The organism is Micromonospora sp. MP36, assembly GCF_008119785.1.
In the GTDB taxonomy this organism is placed as follows: Bacteria; Actinomycetota; Actinomycetes; order Mycobacteriales; family Micromonosporaceae; genus Micromonospora.
Map to the genome: position 1 here is coordinate 60654 of NZ_VSFA01000032.1, position 14023 is coordinate 74676.

At 73.4% G+C, this 14023-nt stretch carries 18 protein-coding genes; 10 read left to right on the forward strand and 8 right to left on the reverse strand.

Annotated elements, in window-relative coordinates; translation table 11 throughout:
• Nucleotides 1-14 precede the first annotated feature (14 nt).
• Complete coding sequence (gene argH / locus FXF52_RS21195) at nucleotides 15-1478, forward strand: argininosuccinate lyase (protein WP_148799256.1); 1464 nt, start codon at nucleotides 15-17, stop codon at nucleotides 1476-1478.
• A gap of 141 nt (nucleotides 1479-1619) precedes the next feature.
• Here the strand turns inward: argH and FXF52_RS21200 are convergent, their stop codons facing one another.
• Together FXF52_RS21200 and FXF52_RS21205 are read right to left on the reverse strand one after the other, a co-directional pair.
• Nucleotides 1620-1973 (reverse strand): MmcQ/YjbR family DNA-binding protein, encoded by a 354-nt coding sequence (locus FXF52_RS21200; protein WP_148799216.1) that lies wholly within the window; start codon nucleotides 1971-1973, stop codon nucleotides 1620-1622.
• Between the two features lie 58 nt (nucleotides 1974-2031).
• A complete protein-coding gene (locus FXF52_RS21205; protein ID WP_255472187.1) occupies nucleotides 2032-2466 on the reverse strand; it encodes a DNA-binding protein in 435 nt (144 codons plus the stop codon).
• 64 nt (nucleotides 2467-2530) lie between these two features.
• Between FXF52_RS21205 and FXF52_RS21210 the strand changes: the two genes are divergently transcribed.
• The 6 genes from FXF52_RS21210 (at nucleotide 2531) to FXF52_RS21235 (ending at nucleotide 7053) form a co-directional block, all read left to right on the forward strand.
• Entirely contained in the window at nucleotides 2531-3154 is a 624-nt protein-coding gene (locus FXF52_RS21210) for a DNA-3-methyladenine glycosylase (protein ID WP_148799220.1), read from the forward strand.
• A 180-nt stretch (nucleotides 3155-3334) separates the two neighbouring features.
• Nucleotides 3335-4417 carry an exo-alpha-sialidase gene (locus FXF52_RS21215; protein ID WP_148799222.1) on the forward strand — a complete coding sequence of 361 codons (1083 nt, stop codon included), beginning with the start codon at nucleotides 3335-3337 and terminating at the stop codon, nucleotides 4415-4417.
• Nucleotides 4418-4693, forward strand: coding sequence for a MoaD/ThiS family protein (locus FXF52_RS21220; RefSeq protein ID WP_148799224.1), 276 nt, complete (start codon nucleotides 4418-4420; stop codon nucleotides 4691-4693).
• Between the two features lie 68 nt (nucleotides 4694-4761).
• Nucleotides 4762-5148 (forward strand): hypothetical protein, encoded by a 387-nt coding sequence (locus tag FXF52_RS41745; RefSeq protein ID WP_187413613.1) that lies wholly within the window; start codon nucleotides 4762-4764, stop codon nucleotides 5146-5148.
• Nucleotides 5149-5290: 142 nt separating this feature from the next.
• Nucleotides 5291-6430 (forward strand): LLM class flavin-dependent oxidoreductase, encoded by a 1140-nt coding sequence (locus FXF52_RS21230; RefSeq protein ID WP_148799226.1) that lies wholly within the window; start codon nucleotides 5291-5293, stop codon nucleotides 6428-6430.
• Nucleotides 6427-7053 carry an FMN reductase gene (locus FXF52_RS21235; protein ID WP_148799229.1) on the forward strand — a complete coding sequence of 209 codons (627 nt, stop codon included), beginning with the start codon at nucleotides 6427-6429 and terminating at the stop codon, nucleotides 7051-7053. Before FXF52_RS21230 ends, FXF52_RS21235 begins: the two co-directional genes overlap by 4 nt.
• Before the next feature lie 20 nt (nucleotides 7054-7073).
• On the opposite strand, the gene FXF52_RS21240 is transcribed toward FXF52_RS21235, so the two are convergent.
• Entirely contained in the window at nucleotides 7074-7955 is an 882-nt protein-coding gene (locus FXF52_RS21240; RefSeq protein WP_148799231.1) for a universal stress protein, read from the reverse strand.
• A 228-nt stretch (nucleotides 7956-8183) separates the two neighbouring features.
• Nucleotides 8184-8477 (reverse strand): hypothetical protein, encoded by a 294-nt coding sequence (locus FXF52_RS21245; protein ID WP_148799233.1) that lies wholly within the window; start codon nucleotides 8475-8477, stop codon nucleotides 8184-8186.
• A 114-nt stretch (nucleotides 8478-8591) separates the two neighbouring features.
• On the opposite strand from FXF52_RS21245, the gene FXF52_RS21250 reads away from it, so the two are divergent.
• A complete protein-coding gene (locus tag FXF52_RS21250; protein WP_148799235.1) occupies nucleotides 8592-9095 on the forward strand; it encodes a GNAT family N-acetyltransferase in 504 nt (167 codons plus the stop codon).
• A gap of 10 nt (nucleotides 9096-9105) precedes the next feature.
• Nucleotides 9106-9747: a YgjV family protein gene (locus FXF52_RS21255; protein ID WP_148799237.1), complete on the forward strand. Its 642-nt coding sequence runs from the start codon at nucleotides 9106-9108 to the stop codon at nucleotides 9745-9747.
• A gap of 60 nt (nucleotides 9748-9807) precedes the next feature.
• Here the strand turns inward: FXF52_RS21255 and FXF52_RS21260 are convergent, their stop codons facing one another.
• The 4 genes from FXF52_RS21260 to FXF52_RS21275 form a co-directional block, all read right to left on the reverse strand.
• The gene (locus FXF52_RS21260) at nucleotides 9808-10137 is read right to left on the reverse strand and encodes a PRC-barrel domain containing protein (RefSeq protein WP_148799239.1); all 330 of its coding nucleotides are present in this window, start codon (nucleotides 10135-10137) and stop codon (nucleotides 9808-9810) included.
• A complete protein-coding gene (locus FXF52_RS21265) occupies nucleotides 10124-10504 on the reverse strand; it encodes a hypothetical protein (RefSeq protein ID WP_148799241.1) in 381 nt (126 codons plus the stop codon). The genes FXF52_RS21260 and FXF52_RS21265 overlap by 14 nt, the downstream gene beginning before the upstream one ends.
• On the reverse strand, nucleotides 10501-11727 hold the full coding sequence (locus FXF52_RS21270; protein ID WP_148799243.1) for an NRAMP family divalent metal transporter: 1227 nt from the start codon (nucleotides 11725-11727) through the stop codon (nucleotides 10501-10503). Before FXF52_RS21270 ends, FXF52_RS21265 begins: the two co-directional genes overlap by 4 nt.
• A gap of 97 nt (nucleotides 11728-11824) precedes the next feature.
• The gene (locus FXF52_RS21275; RefSeq protein ID WP_148799245.1) at nucleotides 11825-12214 is read right to left on the reverse strand and encodes a PaaI family thioesterase; all 390 of its coding nucleotides are present in this window, start codon (nucleotides 12212-12214) and stop codon (nucleotides 11825-11827) included.
• 99 nt (nucleotides 12215-12313) lie between these two features.
• Between FXF52_RS21275 and tyrS the strand changes: the two genes are divergently transcribed.
• Nucleotides 12314-13597, forward strand: a complete 1284-nt coding sequence (gene tyrS / locus FXF52_RS21280; RefSeq protein ID WP_148799247.1) for a tyrosine--tRNA ligase — start codon at nucleotides 12314-12316, stop codon at nucleotides 13595-13597.
• Nucleotides 13598-14023 lie beyond the last annotated feature (426 nt).

Genomic DNA, 14023 nt, shown 5'->3' on the forward strand with positions numbered 1-14023 from the left:
TCGTGAACAGCACAATGGGTGGGGTGGACGACAAGAGCCTGACCGAGAACAGCGCCGCCACCAACCGGACGAGCCTCTGGGGAGGCCGGTTCGCCGGCGGACCCTCCGAGGCGCTCGCGCGGCTGTCGGTGAGCGTCCAGTTCGACTGGCGTCTCGCCCCGTACGACATCGCCGGCTCCCGGGCGCACGCCCGGGTGCTGGCCGGCGCCGGCCTGCTCGACCCCGAGGAGCTGGGCAGGATGCTGGCCGCGCTGGACGACCTGGAGGCCGCCTGCGCCTCCGGGGCGTTCCGCCCGACCGTCGACGACGAGGACGTGCACACCGCGCTGGAACGCGGCCTGCTGGAGCGGCTCGGCAGCCTCGGCGGCAAGCTGCGCGCCGGCCGTTCCCGCAACGACCAGGTCGCCACCGACCTGCGGCTCTACCTGCGCGACCACGCCCGGGGCGTGGCCGCCCGGCTGGTCGAGCTGGCCGAGGCCCTGGTCGAGCAGGCCGAACGGCACGTGGACACCGCCGCCCCCGGCATGACCCACCTCCAGCACGCCCAGCCGGTCACCTTCGGGCACTGGCTGCTCGCCCACGTGCAGCCGCTGCTGCGTGACCTGGAGCGGCTGCGCGACTGGGACGACCGGGCGGCGATCAGCCCGCTCGGCGCGGGTGCGCTCGCCGGTTCCGGCCTGCCGCTGGACCCGGTGGCGGTCGCCAAGGAACTGGGCTTCCGCACGTCCTTCGCCAACTCGATGGACGCGGTCGCCGACCGGGACTTCGTCGCCGAGTTCCTCTTCGTCACCGCGATGATCGGCGTGCACCTGTCCCGCCTCGGCGAGGAGGTGGTGCTCTGGACGTCGCACGAGTTCGGCTGGGTGGAGCTGGACGACGCGTTCGCCACCGGGTCGTCGATCATGCCGCAGAAGAAGAACGCGGACATCGCCGAGCTGGCCCGGGGCAAGTCGGGCCGGCTGGTCGGCGGGCTGATGAGCGTGCTCACCATGCTCAAGGGCCTGCCGATGACCTACGACCGGGACATGCAGGAGGACAAGGAGCCGGCCTTCGACGCGGTCGACACCCTCGAACTGCTGCTGCCGGCGCTCGCCGGGATGATCGCCACGATGACCGTACGCGTCGACCGCCTGGTCGCCGCCGCGCCGGTCGGCTTCTCCCTCGCCACCGAGGTGGCGGACTGGCTGGTCCGCCGGGGCGTGCCGTTCCGCGACGCGCACGAGATCACCGGCCGGCTGGTGGCGCTCTGCGTGGCCCGGGACTGCGCCCTGGACGAGGTCTCCGACGCCGACCTCGCCGCGGTCAGCCCGCACCTGGACCCGTCGGTGCGGGACGTGCTGTCGGTGCGCTCCGCCCTGGCGGCGCGGACCACTCCCGGCTCGACCGGCCCGGGTCCGGTCGCCGACCAGCTCGCCGCCGCCGCGGACAAGCTGGCCGGCTGGCGCGACTGGGCCGCCGAGCGGGTCGTACCCCGCTGATCCGGCGGCGGCTACCCGGCACAGAAGGAGGCCCTCAGCTCTGCTGCTGAGGGCCTCCTTCTTCGCTGTATCAGCACTGCTCGGCGAACTCGACGAACGAGCGCCACCTCCGCGGGTCGAAGGCGAGCACCCGGCCGGGTGTCAGGCCGTCGGCCGCTCCCGCTTGGGCAGCTTGGCCACCACCGCGTCGTACGACCCGTCAACCGCGTCGATCAGCTCCTCGTCGGGGATCCCACCGTCGAGCCGCAGCGTGTTCCAGCCCGACCGGCCGATGTAGGGGGAGGGGCGGGCGTCGTCGGGGAACCGGTGCAGCCACTCGTCGGCGACCTCCCGGGACGGGCCGCACTTCAGGCCCACCCGCGCCACGCCCTCCGGCGCGCCGAGGAAGGCGAAGATCCTGCTGCCCACCTTGACGACCTCGTCGCCCTCCCACGGCTGGTCCAGCCAGGCACCCGGCTTCGCCAGGCAGTAGGCCCGCATCTCGTCGCGCGTCATCGCGTCCTCGTCCCGTCCACCCGGGCAGTCTCGCCGGGCCCTGTGACACTTCCGCCGGTCAGTCCGCGGTGCCGGTGCGGACGGTGATCCGGTCGTAGCGCTGCCGGGCCGCCTGGGCGCTGCCCAGCCCCAGCCCGAAGGCGATCGCCTGCCAGGTCAGCCCCCGGCCGCGGGCCACCTGCACCAGGCCCGCCTCGAGCGCGTCCACCTCCGCCCGCACGTGCGGGACCAGGGTCAGCGCCGCCATCAGGTCCGCCTGGTCGACCGGCTCCTCGCCGGGTTCCAGCTCCGCGCCGCCCGCGAGGGCCATCACCAGCGTGGCCGCCTCGTACGCGTCGGGGACGTCGGGGTGTGCGTACCGCCGGCGGCGGGCATTGGTGCCGGCGTGCCGCTCGGCGATCCGCAGCAGGGCGGCGTAGTTGCGGTGCGCGCGGGCCTGGGCCGCGTCCGGAGCGGTGAACGGGTCGTTGTCCAGCGTGGGCATGTGTTCCATGAGACACCGTTGAACATTGTCTTGTCAACAGGGCATTGAAAAGTTCGCCGGCTATCGTCGACCCATGACCAGTGCCGAGCCCACCACCGCCGACCTGGCCGACCTGCTGGCCGGACCGGTCGTGCCGGCGGCCCGCGGGCTGCTCGGCTGCCTGCTCACCGCCGGCGGGGTCACCGTCCGGATCACCGAGGTCGAGGCGTACGCCGGCACCGCCGGCGACCCGGCCTCGCACGCGCACCGGGGCCGGACCCGGCGCAACGCCGTGATGTTCGGCCCGTCCGGACGGGCCTACGTCTACTTCACCTACGGGATGCACTGGTGCATGAACGTGGTCACCGGCCCGGACGGGGAGGCCTCGGCGGTGCTGCTCCGCGCCGGCGAGGTGGTCGACGGCCTGCCCACGGCCCGGTCGCGGCGCCCTGCCGTACGCCGGGACGTGGACCTGGCCCGCGGGCCCGCCCGGCTCTGCGCGGCGCTCGGCATCGACGGCGCGGTCTACGGCGTCGACCTGCTGGGGGACGGCCCGGTACGGCTGCGGCCCGCCACGGCGCCGGTGCCGGCGGCGGCGGTCCTGGCCGGTCCCCGGGTCGGGGTGACCGGGGCGCACGACGTGCCCTGGCGGTTCTGGCTCGCCAGCGACCCGACGGTGAGCGCCTACCGCCGCCACGTGCCCCGCACCCGCCGCTGACCGGGCCGGGTCGCGGACCCGCGTTGGACGTCGGTCCGGGCTGGTCATCGGCCCGGCGGAGGGGCATTCTGTCGGAGGGGGTGACCATAATCACGACGCCGGTCCCGCCCGCGTCGTCCGCTCCGCCGGATGCCGCCCGGGCCCGGCGACCACCCGTTCGGCACGGATCGGAGGACCGGCATGGTGACACTGCTGGCGATCGGCACCGGCAAGGGGCTCTTCCTCGCCACCAGCGCCGATCGGCGCGCCTGGGAGGTGAGCGGCCCGCACTTCCCGATGACCGGCGTCTACGCGGTCGCCGTCGACAAGCGAGCCGGCCGGCCCCGGCTGCTCGCCGGGATGACCAGCTCGCACTTCGGGCCGAGCGTGGCGACCAGCGACGACCTCGGCGCCTCCTGGCAGGAGCCCGACCGGGCGCCGGTGGCCTTCCCGGCCGACACCGGCGCGAGCCTGGGCCGGGTCTGGCAGCTCACCCCGGCCGGCGTCGACCAGCCCGACGTGGTGTGGGCCGGCGCCGAGCCGTCGGCGCTGTTCCGCTCCGACGACGGCGGGCGCAGCTTCGAGCTCGTCCGGGCGCTCTGGGACCATCCGCACCGCGAGTCCTGGGCCGCCGGCTTCGGCGGCCAGGCGATCCACAGCGTGCTGCCGCACCCGCGTGACCCGGCCCGGCTGGCGGTGGCCATGTCCACCGGCGGGGTCTACCGCACCGAGGACGCCGGGGCGAGCTGGACGCCCGGCAACACCGGCATCCGGGCCTACTTCCTGCCCGACGAGTGGCCCGAGTTCGGGCAGTGCGTCCACAAGATCGCCCGGGACGCCGGCGACCCGAACCGGCTCTACGCGCAGAACCACCACGGTGTCTACCGCTCCGACGACGACGGCCGCACCTGGACCTCGATCGCCGCCGGCCTGCCCAGCGACTTCGGCTTCCCGATGGTCGCCCACCCGTCCCGCCCCGGCACGGTCTACGTCTTCCCGCTGGTCGCCGACGCCCAGCGCTTCCCGGCCGACCATCGCTGCCGGGTCTACCGTTCCACGGACGCGGGCGACAAGTGGGAGGCGCTCTCGGTGGGGCTGCCCGACGAGCCGTTCTACCCGTCGGTGCTGCGCGACGCCATGTGCGCCGACGACGCCGACCCGGCCGGCGTCTACTTCGGCACCCGCTCCGGCGAGGTCTACGCCAGCCCGGACGAGGGTGACTCCTGGTCGCTGGTCGCCGCCCACCTGCCGGACGTGCTCTGCGTCCGGGCCGCGGAGATGTGAGTGGTCACCGTGCTGTTGCCCGGCCCGCTGCGCGGCGAGGCGGGCGGCGCGAGCCGGCTCACCGTCGCGGTCACCGGCACGCTGCGGGCCGTCCTCGACGAGCTCGACGCCGCCTGGCCCAGGCTGGGCCGCCGGATCCGCGACGAGCGCGGCGAGCTGCGCCGCTACGTCAACGTCTACGTCGACGGCGAGGACTGCCGGCACGCCGGCGGGCTGGACGCCCCGGTCGGCGACGGCGCGGAGGTGCAGGTGCTCCCGTCGGTGGCCGGCGGCTGACCGGGGCGGCGCGTCGCAGCCCGATCCGCTAGGGTCGGCGGCTCCGGACCGACGAGGGGAGCGGCGCGGTGACCGCGTACGAGGCGGGCTACCTGTTCGGGTACGTGGGCTGTCCGGTCCTGCTGGTGGCCCTGATCGTCGGCGTGGTCCTGCTGGTGCAGCGGGCGCGCAGGAAGTCGGCCGCTCCGGGCCGGGCGACGCACCCGGGGCAGTACCCGCACCCGGGCCAGTTCCACCCCGGTCAGCCCTACTCGGGTCAGCCCTTTCCCGGCCAGCCCCTCCTCCCTGGCCAGCCCCTTCCTGCCCAGCCCCAACCGCAGCACGGCTGGCAGCCGGCCCCGTACCCGCACCCGGGCCAGCCGTACCCGCCGCAGGGCCAGCCGTACCCGCCCGTTCAGGCGCCGGGGTCGGCGTACCCGCCAGCGGCCGGGCCGCCGTACGCCGGCCAGGGGTGACGCCGGCGGGCCCCGGGCGGCCGGCGGGTGGTGAGCTGGGCCACCTCGCCCATGACCCACGACGGAATAGTTGACTCGTCAAATATGTTGTGGGGTGCGATCCGGGCCGCACCGGTCCGGACGTCACGCGAGGAGCTGGGTCATGCAGTTCGGAGTCTTCACCGTCGGCGACGTCACGGTCGACCCGACCAACGGGCGACTGCCGTCCGAGCATGAGCGGATCAAGGCCATGGTGGCCATCGCGCTCAAGGCCGAGGAGGTCGGCCTGAACGTCTTCGCCACCGGCGAGCACCACAACCCGCCATTCGTGCCCTCGTCGCCGACCACCATGCTCGGCTACATCGCCGCCCGCACCGAGCGGCTGCTGCTCTCCACCTCGACCACGCTGATCACCACCAACGACCCGGTGAAGATCGCCGAGGACTACGCGATGCTCCAGCACCTGGCCGACGGCCGGGTGGACCTGATGATGGGGCGCGGCAACACCGGCCCGGTCTACCCGTGGTTCGGCCAGGACATCCGCAACGGGATCCCCCTCGCCATCGAGAACTACGACCTGCTGCACCGGCTGTGGCGGGAGGACGTGGTCGACTGGAAGGGCCGGTTCCGCACCCCGCTGCAGTCGTTCACCTCGACCCCGCGCCCGCTCGACGGCGTGCCGCCGTTCGTCTGGCACGGCTCGATCCGCAGCCCCGAGATTGCCGAGCAGGCCGCGTACTACGGCGACGGGTTCTTCGCCAACCACATCTTCTGGCCCAAGGAGCACACCCAGCGGATGGTCGGCCTCTACCGGCAGCGCTTCGAGCACTACGGCCACGGCTCCGCCGACCAGGCCATCGTCGGCCTCGGCGGGCAGGTGTTCATGCGGAAGAACTCCCAGGACGCCGTCCGCGAGTTCCGGCCGTACTTCGACAACGCCCCGGTCTACGGGCACGGGCCGTCGCTGGAGGAGTTCAGCCGGGAGACCCCGCTGACCGTGGGCAGCCCGCAGCAGGTCATCGACCGCACGCTCGGCTTCCGCGAGTACGTCGGCGACTACCAGCGCCAGCTCTTCCTGATGGACCACGCCGGGCTGCCGCTGAAGACCGTCCTGGAACAGCTCGACATCCTCGGCGAGGAGGTCGTCCCGGTGCTGCGCAAGGAGTTCGACTCGCTGCGGCCGGCGCACGTGCCGGAGGCGCCGACCCACGCCTCGCTGCTCGCCGCCGCAGGCGGCGCCAGGGACAACACCGTCCACGCCGTTGACGACGTGACCGGCAAGGCGCCCGAGGAGGCCCGATGACCCGGCGCACCCTGGCGGTGGTCTCCGCCGGCCTCGGCCAGCCCTCCTCGACCCGGCTCCTCGCCGACCAGCTCGCCGCGGCCGCCCGCGACGAACTGGTCGGGCGCGGCGCCGAGGTGGAGATCCGACCGGTCGAGCTCCGCGAGCACGCCCACGACGTGGTGAACCACCTGCTCACCGGGTTCCCGTCGGCCGCCCTGCGGGAGGCGCTGGACACCGTGGCGGGAGCGGACGGCCTGGTCGCGGTCACCCCGATCTTCAACGCCTCCTACAACGGGCTGTTCAAGTCGTTCTTCGACGTGGTGGACCGGGACGCCCTGGCCGAGCGGCCGGTGCTGATCGGCGCCACCGGGGGCACCGCCCGGCACTCGCTCGCCCTGGAGCACGCGGTCCGGCCGATGTTCACGTACCTGCGCGCCGTGGTGGTGCCGACGGCGGTCTACGCGGCGCCGGAGGACTGGTCCGGCGAGGGCGCCGACGGGGCACTGCGGGCCCGCATCCGGCGGGCCGGCGCCGAGCTGGCCGAGCAGGTGGACCGCCGCCCGGTCGCGACCGGCCCGGCCGACCCGTTCGCGCTCACCACCAGCTTCGAGGACCTGCTCGCCGGCCGCGACCCGGTCTGACCGGGCCGCCGCCGGCGGTCTCACTCCGCCCGCTCGTACGGGTGGGCCACCAGCACCGGGCAGTGGGCGTGCTGCACCAGCGCCTGGCTGACCGACCCGAGCAGCAGCCCGGCGAAGCCGCCCCGGCCCCGCGACCCGACCACCACCAGCGCCGCCTCCCCGCTCGCCTCGATCAGGGCCTGCTCCGGGGAGGCGGCCCGCACCGGCCGCTCGACCACGGCCAGCACCGGATGGTCCACGCGTATCGCGGCCGCCGCCCTGGCCAGCAACTCGGCCGAATCGGCCTGCCCGGCCGCCGCGGACTCGGCCGCCTCCTCCGGCACCGCCCCGGCCCGCTCGGGTGGCCGGACGTGCACCAGCACGAGGTCGGTGTCCCGCCGGGCCGCCTCGTCTGCGGCGAGCCGGACGGCCAGTTCCGCCGACGTCGAACCGTCCACGCCGACCAGCACCGGCCCGTCCACCGGGATCGGCTGCTCGGCCGGGCGGACCACCAGCACCGGGCAGTGCCCGTGCTGGGCCACCTGGCCGCTGACCGAGCCGAGCAGCAGCCCGGCGAAACCGCCCACGCCCCGGCTGCCCACCACCACCAGGTCCGCCCGGCGGGACTCCTCGACCAGCGTCGCGCCGGGGCCGCCGGCCACCTGGCGTACCTCCACCCGCAGGCCGGGATGCCGGTCGGTCAGGTCGCCGGCCACCTCTTCGAGCATCTTCTGCGCCGCCTCGGTGGGCGCCGGCACCCCGAGGTCGTACGGGTTGAGCGGCACGCCGTAGCCGAGCGGGTGCAGGTAGCCGTGCACCAGGTGCAGCGGCCGGGACCGCTGGACGGCCGCCCGCGCGGCGTGCTCGGCGGCGATCAGGCTGGTCGGCGATCCGTCGACCCCCACCACGACAGGTCGGTTCATCGGATTCCCTTCGATCGGCTCGGCCGTTGTCGACGACCTCTGCCCCTGGATCGCATGTGCCCCGAATTCCCCGCGTCGACACCCCCGAGGTACGGCCCGCCGGACGGTCGTCCGCGCCCGGCGGGGGAGATGCTCCGCGCGCACCCCTTCCTCGCCGGCCTGCCCGAGCGGTGGCCGCCCGGTGGACCGGCTCCAGGCCGCCCGGGTCCGCCTGCTGGAGCTGTACGACTACCCGACCGCGCTGCCGCCCACCGGCTGACCCGGCGTCTGCCGGTGGACAATCAGCTCGTCCACCTCCAGCCGGCCGATCCGCAGCTCCTTGACGACCGCCCGGCGGATCGCCAGCCGGCCGATCGCCATCGTGCCGATCGCCACGGCACCGAGTGCCGCCGCGGCGAGCGCCAGGGGCGCGGCCGCCGTCGGACCCAGGGCGCGTGGGCCGGCCACCTTCGGGCCGGTGACGGAGACTCTCATACCCAGCGGACCTGCCGGCCAGTGCCGGCGCTGACACATCCTGTTCATCCGACGATCCTCCGATCCACGTGGTCCGTCCGGCGCCGGTCCGGACGCCGGTCCACCGCCCGGGTGACGGCCGCGGGCTCCGGGCCTGTCGCCGGGTCCGCGTATCCTCCGGCGGTGACCAGTGAGGTGCGGCTCCGCCCGGTGCGCGACGACGACCTGCCCGCGTTCTTTCGCCACGAGCAGGAGCCGCAGGCCAACTGGATGGCCGCGTTCGGCCCGAAGGACCCGGCCGACCGGGCCGCCTTCGACGACCACTGGGCGCGCATCCGCGCCGACCCGCGCATCGTCCCCCGCACCGTGACGGTCGACGGCGAGGTCGTCGGGCGCGTGGTCGCCTTCCCGGTCGGGGAGCGCACCGAGGTCAGCTACTGGATCGACCCGCGCCGCTGGGGCCGGGGCCACGCCACCGCGGCGCTCGCCGCGCTGCTGCGCGAGCTGCCGCAGCGCCCGGTGTACGCCCGCGCCGCCAAGGACAACGCCGCCTCGCTCGCCGTGCTCCGCAAGTGCGGCTTCGTCGTGGTCGGCGAGGACTCCGGGTACGCCGACGGCCGCGGCACCGAGGTCGAGGAGTACGTGCTGGAGCTGCCCCGGGAGGCGGTTGACCACCGGGACTACTAGTCTCCCCCGGGTGAACTGGCTGGAACTCCTCGGCTGGGCCGGCTCCGCGCTGCTGGTCTGGTCGCTGCTGCAGACGCGGATCCTGCGGCTGCGGGCCCTCAACCTGGTCGGCTGCCTCATCCTGATCGGCTACAACGCCGCGGTGCACGTGTGGCCCATGGTCGGGCTGAACGTGGTGCTCGCCGTGATCAACGTCTGGTACCTGCGGAAGCTGCTGGCCACCCGGCACGACGAGCAGACGTACCAGGTGGTCGAGGTGGCCACCGGGGACGCGTTCCTGGCCCACACGCTGCGGGTGCACGCCGCCGACATCGCCCGGTTCAACCCCGACTTCCGCTGGGACCCGGCCGCCGCGGACCGCTCGGCGTTCCTGGTGGTCCGCGCCGACGAGGTGGTCGGCGTGGTGGTGTCGCACGGCGAGGCCGGCGGGGTGGCCCAGATCGACCTGGACTACGTCACCCCGCCGTTCCGTGACTTCACCCCGGGCGAGTTCGTCTACCGGCGCAGCCGCCTCTTCACCGACCGCGGCTTCCGCCGGGTGGTCAGCCCGCCCGGCATGGTCGCCCCGTACTACCACCGGCTCGGCTTCCAGCGCACGGGTGACGCGTACGTGCTGGACCTGCCCGTGTCCCCGGCCGGCCAGCCCGGCTAGCCAGGGAGCGGTTCCGGCGCGGTCCTCGACGGCGAGCGTGGCTGGCCCGTCCGGTCGGGGTCAGCCGGTTACGTCCTGCGGCTCCCCCGGCGCGCCGAACGGGAAGCCCGGCACCGGCGGGCGGAGTTGCACCCGGTCGGTGGGGAGTTGGTGGGTGCTCCGGCCGAGGACCCGTGCGACGGCCCGCAGCAGCCACGGCCCCGACGGGTGCAGCTCGGGTCCGACCAGGCGCCCGATCATGCGGGTCCACCAGTGGCCGGCGATGATCACGTCGGTGATCCGCAGCCGGTCCGGCGGCCAGCCGCCGCGCACCACCACGTCGATCACCCGACCCAGCCGCCGCCCGTGCAGGTCGTACGCCATCCGGCCGAGCAGCTCACCGGCTCGCACGGTGTGCCCCCGGGATCCGGTCGATGATGTGCCGGCGCAGCCAGGTCTCCATCGGGGGCGGAGGCAGGTCGGCGGCCCGGCAGCGCAGGCGTACCGCGCTGTCCACCCCGGCGACCTGGGTGAGCGGGATGCGCCGCGGCGGCACCGGCGTCTGCTCGGCGAACCGCTCGGCGACCGACACCAGGAACCGGCCGACCCGGCCGCCGAGCCGCCGTCCCAGCACGCCTTGCCCGGAGAGCAGGCAGTCCACGTAGGGAACCCCGTCGGCGTCGACCGCGAACGCGATGTCGTCGACCCGGCCGACCAGCCGGCCCTCCCGGTCGACGATCTGCTGGTCGAGCAGCTGTTTGGCGAGTTGGAGCCTCATCGTCCCATCCTCGTGATGATCGCCAACGGGATCGCCGCCACCGACGCGGCGATGATGACCAGTAGGAACACGGCCCCGAGCAGGTTCATCCACCGGCCGTTGACCCGGTCGCCCAGATAGCTGCGGTCGTTCGCCACGACCAGGATCGGCAGGTACGTCAGCGGCAGCACCACCGCGCTGAGCACCAGCATGTACTCGGTGAGCTGCACCGGGTTGATGGTGGTCATCAGCATCAGGACCCCGAGCAGCACGCTGACCAGCAGCACGCTGTGGAAGCGGGCGGCCTCCCGGGGACTGACCCGCTGGCCCCACTGCCAGCCGAAGTACTGCGCCACCGCGTACGCGGCGGACAGCCCGGTCTCCAGCGCCGCGCCGAAGGTGACCGCGAAGAACGCGAGCACCGCGACCGCCAGCCCGGCCCCGCCCAGCGCGGTCGCCACCGGCCGGGCCACCTGGTCGAGGGTGTCCAACGCCGTCCCGGACGGGTGGTACGCCACCGCCGCGACGGCGACCAGCGACAGTGCCAGGAACCCGCCCACCGGGAAGCCGATCAGCACGTTCGACCGCGCGTCGGCCAGGTCGGCGGCGCTCCACCGCTCCTCCACCCCGCCGGAGGAGAAGAAGAACACCTCGTACGGGCTGACCGTGGAGGCGAACAGCGCCACCGCCACGAACCAGTACACCGACCAGTTCGTCCCGTCGGAGCTGATGTGCAACGCCCCGTGGCCGAGTCGTCCCCAGTCGGTGGGGAGGGCGAACAGCGCGACCGCGAAGACCAGCAGCGCCAACCCGGCCAGCCCGAAGACCCGCTCCATCAGCGCGAAGCGCATCCGCCACAGCACCAGCCAGACCGCCACCGCGGCCACCGGCACCCAGAGCAGGTAGCTGAGCCCGGTCGCCAGTTGCAGCGCCAGGGCCACCCCGCCCAGCTCCGCGGCCAGGGTGATCACCGTGACCAGGTAGGAGGCGACCAAGTTGAGCAGCGCCACCCGCGGCCCCAGCCGCTCCCGGACCAGGTCGAACACTGCCCGGCCGCTCACCGCCGCGATCCGTCCGGCCATCTCCGCGTACGCGCAGATGCCCAGCACCCCGACGAGCAGCACCCACGCGTGGGCCATCCCGAAGCGGGCACCGGCCTGACTCGCCGCCACCAGGTCGCCGATGTCGACGAAGCCGCCGATGGCGGACAGGATGCCGAGAGTGGCGGCGAGGAGCTTCCTCACGTCGGGTCAGCAGCGGGCGGTCTCATCGACGCGACGATATCGGCGTTAGCTATCTCTTTTCGGGCGAATTGACCAGGCCGTCGGCCCCGGACCTCGGTCAGGCGGCGGTGAGGTTCTGCAGGCGCACCTGGCCGCGCGAGACCAGCCGGCCGTCCCCGTCGGTGATCTCCACCTGCCACAGCTGCTGGCTCCGACCCCGGTGGATCGGGGTGCCCACCGCGGTCAGCTCGCCGTCCCGCACCGCGCGCAGGAAGTCGGTCTGGTTGGACACGCCCACCACCTGGCCCTTGTCGCCCAGCCAGACCGCCCCACCGACGCTGGCCGCCGTCTCCACCACCGAGCAGTAGACCCCGCCGTGCTGGATCCCGTACGGCTGGTGCAGCTCCGGGCGGACCTGCCAGCGGATCACCACCCGGTCGCCGCTGACCTCATCGAACTTCAGGCCCAGCAGGGCCGCGAAGCCCCCGGTCAGGTCCGGCATCTCCATGACAGCCCCTCCTCGCCCTCGCTGGAGCGCAGCCTAGCCGCCCCGGCGTGGGCAAACCCGGTACGGGTCCGGGCCGGTGATGGGGGAGAATCGGTAGCCGTGACCGACAGCAACCTCCCGCAGGGGCGGGACTCCCTGACCGAAGACCTGCTGTGGCGGGGCCTGATCCAGGACTCGACCGGCCTCGACGAGCTGCGCGAGCTGCTCGACGGCGGGGCGGCCACCTTCTATGTGGGCTTCGATCCGACCGCGCCCAGCCTGCACGTCGGCCACCTCATGCAGGTCATCACCGCGCGTCGACTCCAGCTCGCCGGGCACCGGCCGCTGCTGCTGGTCGGTGGCGCCACCGGCCAGATCGGGGACCCGAAGGAGACCGCCGAACGGACCCTCAACCCGCCCGAGGTGGTGGCCGGCTGGGTCCAGCGCATCCACGACCAGCTCGCCCCGTTCGTCTCGTACACCGGGGAGAACGCGGCCCGGCTGGTCAACAACCTGGACTGGACCGGCGAGATGTCGGTGGTCGAGTTCCTCCGGGACGTCGGCAAGCACTTCCCGGTGAACAAGATGCTGGCCCGCGAGGTGGTCAAGGCCCGGCTGGAGACCGGCATCAGCTTCACCGAGTTCAGCTACCAGCTCCTGCAGGCCAACGACTTCTTCGAACTACACCGCCGGCACGGCTGCCAGCTCCAGTACGGCGGCTCGGACCAGTGGGGCAACATCACCGCCGGGGTCGACTACATCCGCCGGCGGGGCGCCGGCCCCGTGGAGGCCTTCACCACGCCGCTGGTCACCAAGTCGGACGGCACCAAGTTCGGCAAGACCGAGGGCGGCAGCATATGGCTCGACCCGGAGATGACCAGCCCCTACGCCTTCTACCAGTTCTGGGTCAACGCCGACGACCGCGACGTCGTCCGCTACCTGCGCTACTTCAGCTTCCGCTCCCGGCAGGAACTGGAGGAGCTGGAGAAGGCGACGGCAGAACGACCCCAGGCGCGCCTCGCCCAGCGGGCGCTCGCCGAGGAGTTGACCGCGCTGGTGCACGGCGAGCGGGAGATGGCCCAGGCGGTCGCGGCCAGTCAGGCGCTCTTCGGCCGTGGCTCGCTCGAGGAGCTGACCCCGGTGACCCTGCGCGCCGCGTTGACCGAGGCCGGTCTGGTCCACGTGGCCGAGCTGCCGGACGTCGCCGGGTTGCTCAAGGAGTCCGGGCTGGTGCCGAGCATGAAGGAGGCACGCCGGGTGATCACCGAGGGCGGCGCGTACGTCAACAACGTCCGGGTGACCGACGTCGCCGCGACGGTCTCCACCGACGACCTGTTGCACGGGCGGTACCTGGTGCTGCGCCGGGGCAAGCGTTCCTTCGCCGGGGTTGAGCTGCGTAAATAGTCGTATTTCGACGGTGTGACGCGGGACGCGCCCAGCGGATTTGACGATCAAACCGCTGGGCGCGTAACTTTCTCTCTGCCAGCGCGGAACGGACGAAACAGGGCGAAAGCCCTGGAGGCCGGAGCGCGGGAATGACCGACAGGTCCAGTTGGTTCACTCCATCGGACCTGAGACCCGGGTGGTGCCCCGGATTCGCCGCGAGGCGGATTTGGCGAGGCGGAACCGACCGGGTAAAGTTATCGGCCGGCAGGGAAACGGACGAGCAAGCGGGAGACCGCAGCGGCCGTCCTGCCGAAATCCACGAGGCGCCCGACGCGAGTCGGTCGAATCGGGGTGCCCGGCAAAAGGGTGGAAGCGCGACGAACCGCCACACAGCGGTTTGACAGGGCAGAAACCACCGGGTAACGTAGTAAAAGTGCCCGGCGT

Coding starts and splice junctions, on each gene's coding strand:
- argH (WP_148799256.1), top strand. CDS start 15: ATGGGTGGGGTGGACGACAAGAGCCTGACCGAGAACAGCGCCGCCACC.
- FXF52_RS21200 (WP_148799216.1), bottom strand. CDS start 1,973: ATGACGCGCGACGAGATGCGGGCCTACTGCCTGGCGAAGCCGGGTGCC.
- FXF52_RS21205 (WP_255472187.1), bottom strand. CDS start 2,466: ATGGAACACATGCCCACGCTGGACAACGACCCGTTCACCGCTCCGGAC.
- FXF52_RS21210 (WP_148799220.1), top strand. CDS start 2,531: ATGACCAGTGCCGAGCCCACCACCGCCGACCTGGCCGACCTGCTGGCC.
- FXF52_RS21215 (WP_148799222.1), top strand. CDS start 3,335: ATGGTGACACTGCTGGCGATCGGCACCGGCAAGGGGCTCTTCCTCGCC.
- FXF52_RS21230 (WP_148799226.1), top strand. CDS start 5,291: ATGCAGTTCGGAGTCTTCACCGTCGGCGACGTCACGGTCGACCCGACC.
- FXF52_RS21235 (WP_148799229.1), top strand. CDS start 6,427: ATGACCCGGCGCACCCTGGCGGTGGTCTCCGCCGGCCTCGGCCAGCCC.
- FXF52_RS21240 (WP_148799231.1), bottom strand. CDS start 7,955: ATGAACCGACCTGTCGTGGTGGGGGTCGACGGATCGCCGACCAGCCTG.
- FXF52_RS21245 (WP_148799233.1), bottom strand. CDS start 8,477: ATGAACAGGATGTGTCAGCGCCGGCACTGGCCGGCAGGTCCGCTGGGT.
- FXF52_RS21265 (WP_148799241.1), bottom strand. CDS start 10,504: ATGAGGCTCCAACTCGCCAAACAGCTGCTCGACCAGCAGATCGTCGAC.
- FXF52_RS21275 (WP_148799245.1), bottom strand. CDS start 12,214: ATGGAGATGCCGGACCTGACCGGGGGCTTCGCGGCCCTGCTGGGCCTG.